Source organism: Flavobacterium sp., assembly GCF_043773265.1.
GTDB lineage: Bacteria > Bacteroidota > Bacteroidia > Flavobacteriales > Flavobacteriaceae > Flavobacterium.
Window position 1 is genome coordinate 1 of sequence record NZ_JAYVFH010000223.1, and the last position, 6,495, is coordinate 6,495.

The following is a 6,495-nucleotide window of genomic DNA, read 5'->3' on the forward strand; positions in this document are numbered from 1 at the left end:
ATAGAATTGAATCTAGACGTTTAAAAAATTGGGATTACCGAAATAATGGTGCCTATTTTATTACAATTTGTACCAAGAATAGAAAACATTTTTTCGGAAGAATTGTTAATAAGGAAATGGTGTTAAATGAAATTGGATTATTGGCAAATAATTTTTGGGCTGAAATACCAAAACATTTTCTAAATGTTGAATTGGGGAATTTTCAAATAATGCCAAATCACATGCATGGGATTTTGATAATTAATAATTTGGTTGTGGATGCGTTACATTGCGAAGTATCTGATGTAAATGCGTTGCATGGCAACGTATCTGATGTAAATGCGTTGCATAGAAACGTATCTGATGTAAATGCGTTGCATAGCAACGTATCTAATGTAAATGCGTTGCATGGCAACGTATCTGATGTAAATGCGTTGCATAGAAACGTATCTGAAAACAATAATGATATTCATCATTTGGATATTAATCAAATTGATACGTTGCAGTGCAACGCATCTACGAGTGGATTTCTATCAAAAATTTCACCGAAATCTGGTTCGATTTCCACAATAATTCGATCCTATAAATCGGTTGTTTCTAAAAATTCACGTTTTATTAATTCTAATTTTGGATGGCAATCAAAATTTCACGATCACATAATTCGGAATTCTGAATCATTTGAAAAAATTCAAAATTATATTGAAAACAATCCTATTAATTGTAAAGAAGACACATTTTATAATTAATAACCTATGAACCTAAAAGTAATAGCATTTGACGCAGACGACACTTTATTCGTAAACGAACCTTATTTTCAAGAAACTGAGCAAAAATTTTGTGCTTTAATGAGCGATTATTTATCCAATCAAGGATTGTCGCAAGAACTTTTTAAAACCGAAATCGCCAATTTAGATTTGTATGGTTACGGAATTAAAGGTTACATTTTGTCGATGATTGAAGCTGCAATGAAAATTTCTAACAATACAATTTCTTTAGAAATTATAGAAAAAATTATTGTTTACGGAAAAGAATTACTGCAAAAACCTATAGAATTACTTGATGGTGTAGAAGATACATTGAAGGAGTTAAAAGGAAAATACAAATTAATTGTGGCTACCAAAGGCGATTTAAAAGACCAACAAAGCAAGTTACATCGATCTGGTTTAGGTCATTATTTTCATCATATTGAAGTGATGGCAGACAAGCAAGAAATTAATTATGAAAAACTTTTAACGAGATTAGAAATTCAGCCTTCAGAGTTTTTTATGATAGGAAATTCATTAAAATCTGATGTTTTGCCAGTTTTAGCAATTGGTGGTTACGCTGTTCATATTCCGTTTCATACTACTTGGGAACACGAAAAAATTAGTCACAAAGTTGAACATCATAATTTTTATTCCTTTGATAAAATTACAGATGTTTTACCTTTGCTACTTAAATAATTTTTAAAACAAAAAAAAAATTAAACTATTAAGTGATTTAAACCATTTCAGAAAAAAAGCTTAATGAACCTTAACTCTCTTAATGGTTTAATGAAAAAATTAATAATTATTTTTGAAGTAAACACAATAAATTAATAGATTTAAACCATTTCAGAAAAAATCTTGATGAACCTTAACTCTCTTAATAGTTTAAAGAAAAAACAATAGTGAATTGGAAATCTACATAAAAACTAAATGCTTTAATTTATTTTAAAGTTAAAAAATGAAAGAAAAATTAAACCTCGAAACTTGGAATAGAAAAGAACACTTCTTGTTTTTTAAACAAATGGAAGAACCTTTTTTTGGTATAACAACAATTATAGATTGTACTAAGGCATATTCCAAATCTAAAGAATTAGAAATTTCTTTTTTTACTTATTATTTGCATAAAACACTTCAAGCTGTTAATGAAATTGAAAATTTTCGTTATAGAATAATTGATAATGAAGTATATGTTTTTGATAGAATAGACGCTTCAGCAACAATACTTAGAGAAGATAAAACATTTGGATTTTCACTAATTGAATATTCAAATAACATTAATGAATTTGCAGAAATTACCAAAAAAGAAATAACTAGAATTCAAGCCACAACCGGACTATTTACAAGAGAATATCCAGAAAATTTAATACATTTTTCAGCTTTGCCTTGGATAAATTTCACTTCCTTTTCTCATGCAAGAAGTTATTCTTGGCCAGATAGTTGTCCTAAAATTTCTTTTGGCAAAATAATGGATGAAAATGGCAAAAAAACAATGGCAATGTCAATTCATGTTCATCACGGATTGATTGACGGAATTCATCTTGGAGAATTTCTAAAATGTTTTCAGGAATTGATGGATGCTAATTAAAAACAGTCCAGTTTAAACCATCACTAGTAATTATTAAAGTTCTATTATTGCCAACACCTTCATACATATAAATTGCTCCTGTTCCTCCAGAAGTAGTATGTTTAAAGAAAAATTGACCCGCTGAAGTTGTTAATTTGGCAGTTACTGTATTAGAAATGTTTCTAACAATATAAATTCTTCCAGGAAAGGTTATTGGGCTTGGAAGCATAAATTCTTGATCCGTAAGTTGCGGATTTACCGAAATATAAACCCCATCTGAAATGTTTGTTGCTGTAGAACTACCTATTAAAGTTACCGTTTTTACAGATAAATTTCCGTTAATGTCTAAAGTACTTAGTGGAAGTGTCGTGTTAATTCCAACTTGTGCAAACACACTATGAAACATAGAGAAATATAAAGATAAAATTAGAATTTTTAAAGATAATTTCATTTTAAAAGTTAATTTGTTAATGATAACTTAATAAAGATACTATTATAATTGACAGTTGCTAATTTAATATTTAACGAAAACGTTTTCGTGTTAAAAACTTATTTAGTATAGTAGCACAACTTTTACTTTATAAACAAAAAAAAAACGATTGTAGGTTAACACAATCGCTTTCAATTATTTAAAAAAAATTATTTATACAGCATTTAAAAGTGAAATGATATCATCACCAAATTTTTCGGATTTTAAATTTCCAAATCCTTTTATTTTTTTCAACTCAGAAATAGAATTTGGTTTTGTAATGGCAATATTAATTAATTCTGAATTATGGCAAATCATAAAATTTTTCAACCCTAATTGTTCTGCTTTTTCACTTCGCCAATTTTTTAAATTGTTATAGACATTTTGTTCATTATCTGACAAATTATGAAGTTGAATTGGTTCATCAACTTTGCTTTCAACTTGTTCTTCATAATGAACCAAAACCGACCAGTAATTGCTTTCAGATTCAATAAAATGAGTGTCAGATTTTTTAAAATTAATGGTTTCTAAAAAATCATTTAAACTGTTTTGGTCAATTTCTAAATTTTTAGAATCTAACCTTATGTTGAATAATTTTACTTGCATTTTATTAAAATTTATTTACCTAATAAAAGAACTTCACTTGCTACAATTTCTGTAACATAACGTTTTTCTCCGTTTTTATCATCGTAGCTTCTTGTAGTTAGTTTGCCTTCAATTGCAATTTCTTTTCCTTTTATTACATATTTTTCAATGATGTCGGCTACTTTTCCCCAAGCAGATACTCTGTGCCATTCTGTATTTTCAACTTTATCTCCGTTTTCTTTATAATAAACTTCATTAGTTGCAAGTGAAAGGTTTACAACTTTTTTTCCTCCTTCAAGGTTTTTAATTTCTGGTTCTTGTCCTACATGACCGATCAATTGTACTCTGTTTTTTAATGTGTTCATGGCGTTTAAATTTTTAATCTGAACTTGTTTCAGATTCGTTAGTAAATATTATTTTTATGTTATGTCTTATTGAAATTTGCAATTGATGATATAATTGTTTTGTTTCATTTCGACGATGCAAAGTTGTGATGAGAACCAAACTTTATTCGGTACATAACCACTTACTTTCGGTTGTAAATGTTTGTAAGCGTTTGTAATTGGAAAATTAATTGTATATTTGATTGATTTTAAAAGAATTGTAAAAAAAGAATTGATTCAATTTATTTTCTAAAAAACACAAAATAATGAGTATAGATTTAGAAAAATTAAAGTTTCCAATTGGAGAATTTGTAAATCCTGATGTAATAGAATTCAAAGATATTGAACAATTTATTGGAGTTATTGAAGATTTTCCTAACAAGTTAAAATCAAATTTAGAATTACTTTCAGTTGAAGAATTAAATTGGATTTATAGACCAAATGGTTGGAATATTAAACAAGTTGTTCATCATTGTGCTGATAGTCATATTAATAGTTTTGTTAGATTTAAACTTGCATTGACAGAGGAAAACCCAACAATAAAACCTTATGATGAGGCAAAATGGGCATTACAAATTGATGGAAATGATAATGATGTTTTGGGTTCTTTAAAGATAATTGATGGATTACATTATAAATGGTCGCTTTTATTAAAATCGTTATCTATGGCAGATTGGAAACGAACATTTTATCATCCAGAAAACAAAAAAACATCACAATTAGACGAAATTATAGCTTTTTATACTTGGCATAGTAAGCATCATTTAGCGCATATTGAACAAGCACTTTTTTATAAAAAGAATTTTTAAAAACACACAAACTATGAGTAAAAACTGTTTAGAATGTAACGAAAAAATTGTTGGTCGCGAGGATAAAAAATTCTGTAGCGATGGTTGCCGCAATGCCTACAACAATAAAATAAACAAAGACAGCACTAATTATATGCGAAATGTGAACAACAAATTGCGTAAAAATTATAGAATTTTGGTAGAATTAAATCCCGAAGGAAAAGGTAAAACTACTAAAACTAAATTGCTGAGTAAAGGTTTCGACTTTGAATATATGACCAATGTTTTAACTACAAATACTGGAAACACCTATCATTTTATTTATGACCAAGGTTATAGATTTCTTGATAATGATTTTTATATGTTGGTAAAAAAAGAATATTAGAAAAGCACAAAATACGAAGTACGAAATTAAAAGATATATAATAATAAATTCATTATCGGAAGATACTGAAATAAATTTAGCATAAATGAAAAAAAACTACGCTACACTATCAATCTTTATTCTTGTTGTGTTTTTATTTGGCATTTTTTACTTTATGATGCCACAAAATTATGATTCAACCGAAGCGCCACTTTCTGAATTTTCTACAAAACGTGCTTTAGAAAAAGTCAAGGCAATTTCTGCAAGGCCACATTATGTTGGTTCCCAGAATCATGAATTTGTTGTAAACTATTTATTAAAAGAATTGAACAACTTGGGCTTAGAAATTTCGCTTCATGAAGGATTTACAATGACCGAAAAAGGAACATTGGTAAAATCTAAAAATATTTTGGCCCGCATTGATGGTACGGCCAATTCTAAAGCTTTATTGTTACTATCTCATTATGATTCGGCTCCACATTCTTACTCGCTTGGAGCAAGTGACGATGCATCTGGAGTTGCCACAATTCTAGAAAGTGTTCGTGCTTTTTTATATTCTAAAACCAAACATAAAAACGATATTATTATTCTTTTTACAGATGCAGAAGAATTAGGTTTAAACGGTGCAGCGCTTTTTGTAACACAACATAAATGGGCAAAAGAAATAGGATTAGCATTAAATTTTGAAGCTAGAGGTTCATCGGGTCCAAGTTATATGTTGATGGAAACCAATAAAGGAAATGCCCAAATGGTAAATGCTTTTAGCAAAGGAAACGTAAAATTTCCTGTGTCTAATTCCTTGATGTATAGTATTTATAAAATGTTGCCAAATGATACTGACTTAACAGTTTTTAGAGAAAATGCTAAAATTCAAGGATTCAATTTTGCCTTTATTGATAGTCATTACAATTACCATACTGCTCAAGATTCTTATAGAAATTTAGATCCAAAAACATTGGCACATCAAGGAACATATTTGTTTCCGTTAATGAATTATTTTTCTAATGCAAATTTAAACAACTTAAATTCTAATGAAGACAAAGTGTATTTTAGTGTTCCGTTTTCGTTTATTAGTTATCCATTTGGATATATTTTACCAATTTTGATAATTGCATTTGGTTTGTTTTTTATTTTTGTGTTTGTTGGTTTAGGAAAACAGCTTTTAAAACTAGAAGATATATTTAAAGGTTTTCTACCGTTTTTTGGTTCATTGATAATTTCTGGATTGATAACATTTTTTGGTTGGAAAATAATTTTAAATTTCTACCCACAATACAATGACATTCTTCATGGTTTTACTTATAATGGTCATTATTATATTTACGGATTTGTTAGTTTATCAATAGCAATTTGCTTCTTGTTTTATAAAAACGATGGGAAACGAAATCTAGAAATGAGTCAAATTATTGCACCTTTATTTATTTGGTTATTGATAAATGTTGCAATTTTCTTTAAGCTAGAAGGTGCGAGTTTTATAATAATTCCAGTAATATCTTCTATTTTTATGTTAGGATATTTTGTCGTTACTCAAAAGTCAAGTTTGTTTTTAAACCTCCTATTTGCAATTCCAACATTAATTATTTTAGCACCGTTTATTGAAATGTTTCCGGTTGGATT

General features: G+C 28.2%; 9 protein-coding genes. 6 read left to right on the plus strand and 3 right to left on the minus strand.

The genetic code is table 11. The annotated features are described in order from the left end of the window. The 3 genes from ACH2BO_RS11795 to ACH2BO_RS11805 form a co-directional block, all read left to right on the plus strand. On the plus strand, positions 1 to 725 hold a 725-nt coding region (locus ACH2BO_RS11795), incomplete at its 5' end, for a hypothetical protein (protein WP_395044934.1). A 6-nt stretch (positions 726 to 731) separates the two neighbouring features. Then, positions 732 to 1,421 (plus strand): HAD family hydrolase, encoded by a 690-nt coding sequence (locus ACH2BO_RS11800; RefSeq protein WP_395044935.1) that lies wholly within the window; start codon positions 732 to 734, stop codon positions 1,419 to 1,421. Positions 1,422 to 1,683: 262 nt separating this feature from the next. After that, positions 1,684 to 2,310 carry a CatA-like O-acetyltransferase gene (locus ACH2BO_RS11805; protein ID WP_395044936.1) on the plus strand — a complete coding sequence of 209 codons (627 nt, stop codon included), beginning with the start codon at positions 1,684 to 1,686 and terminating at the stop codon, positions 2,308 to 2,310. Here ACH2BO_RS11805 and ACH2BO_RS11810 read toward each other — a convergent pair. The 3 genes from ACH2BO_RS11810 to ACH2BO_RS11820 all read right to left on the minus strand — a co-directional run bounded on the left by ACH2BO_RS11810 (position 2,303) and on the right by ACH2BO_RS11820 (position 3,708). After that, on the minus strand, positions 2,303 to 2,740 hold the full coding sequence (locus tag ACH2BO_RS11810) for a hypothetical protein (protein ID WP_395044937.1): 438 nt from the start codon (positions 2,738 to 2,740) through the stop codon (positions 2,303 to 2,305). The genes ACH2BO_RS11805 and ACH2BO_RS11810 overlap by 8 nt on opposite strands. Positions 2,741 to 2,932: 192 nt before the next feature. Next, on the minus strand, positions 2,933 to 3,364 hold the full coding sequence (locus ACH2BO_RS11815) for an HRDC domain-containing protein (RefSeq protein WP_395044938.1): 432 nt from the start codon (positions 3,362 to 3,364) through the stop codon (positions 2,933 to 2,935). 11 nt (positions 3,365 to 3,375) lie between these two features. Next, positions 3,376 to 3,708, minus strand: a complete 333-nt coding sequence (locus ACH2BO_RS11820; RefSeq protein ID WP_395044939.1) for a single-stranded DNA-binding protein — start codon at positions 3,706 to 3,708, stop codon at positions 3,376 to 3,378. Between the two features lie 284 nt (positions 3,709 to 3,992). On the opposite strand from ACH2BO_RS11820, the gene ACH2BO_RS11825 reads away from it, so the two are divergent. The 3 genes from ACH2BO_RS11825 to ACH2BO_RS11835 all read left to right on the plus strand — a co-directional run. Beyond that, complete coding sequence (locus tag ACH2BO_RS11825; protein WP_395044940.1) at positions 3,993 to 4,535, plus strand: YfiT family bacillithiol transferase; 543 nt, start codon at positions 3,993 to 3,995, stop codon at positions 4,533 to 4,535. A gap of 13 nt (positions 4,536 to 4,548) precedes the next feature. Then, the gene (locus ACH2BO_RS11830) at positions 4,549 to 4,899 is read left to right on the plus strand and encodes a hypothetical protein (protein WP_395044941.1); all 351 of its coding nucleotides are present in this window, start codon (positions 4,549 to 4,551) and stop codon (positions 4,897 to 4,899) included. An 85-nt stretch (positions 4,900 to 4,984) separates the two neighbouring features. After that, positions 4,985 to 6,495, plus strand: a 1,511-nt coding sequence (locus ACH2BO_RS11835) for a M20/M25/M40 family metallo-hydrolase (RefSeq protein ID WP_395044942.1), incomplete at its 3' end; no start/stop codon positions are given.

Bases quoted from the DNA above. Each gene is read 5' to 3' on its own strand.
- ACH2BO_RS11800 (WP_395044935.1), top strand. From the start codon at position 732: ATGAACCTAAAAGTAATAGCATTTGACGCAGACGACACTTTATTCGTA.
- ACH2BO_RS11805 (WP_395044936.1), top strand. From the start codon at position 1,684: ATGAAAGAAAAATTAAACCTCGAAACTTGGAATAGAAAAGAACACTTC.
- ACH2BO_RS11810 (WP_395044937.1), bottom strand. From the start codon at position 2,740: ATGAAATTATCTTTAAAAATTCTAATTTTATCTTTATATTTCTCTATG.
- ACH2BO_RS11815 (WP_395044938.1), bottom strand. From the start codon at position 3,364: ATGCAAGTAAAATTATTCAACATAAGGTTAGATTCTAAAAATTTAGAA.
- ACH2BO_RS11820 (WP_395044939.1), bottom strand. From the start codon at position 3,708: ATGAACACATTAAAAAACAGAGTACAATTGATCGGTCATGTAGGACAA.
- ACH2BO_RS11825 (WP_395044940.1), top strand. From the start codon at position 3,993: ATGAGTATAGATTTAGAAAAATTAAAGTTTCCAATTGGAGAATTTGTA.
- ACH2BO_RS11830 (WP_395044941.1), top strand. From the start codon at position 4,549: ATGAGTAAAAACTGTTTAGAATGTAACGAAAAAATTGTTGGTCGCGAG.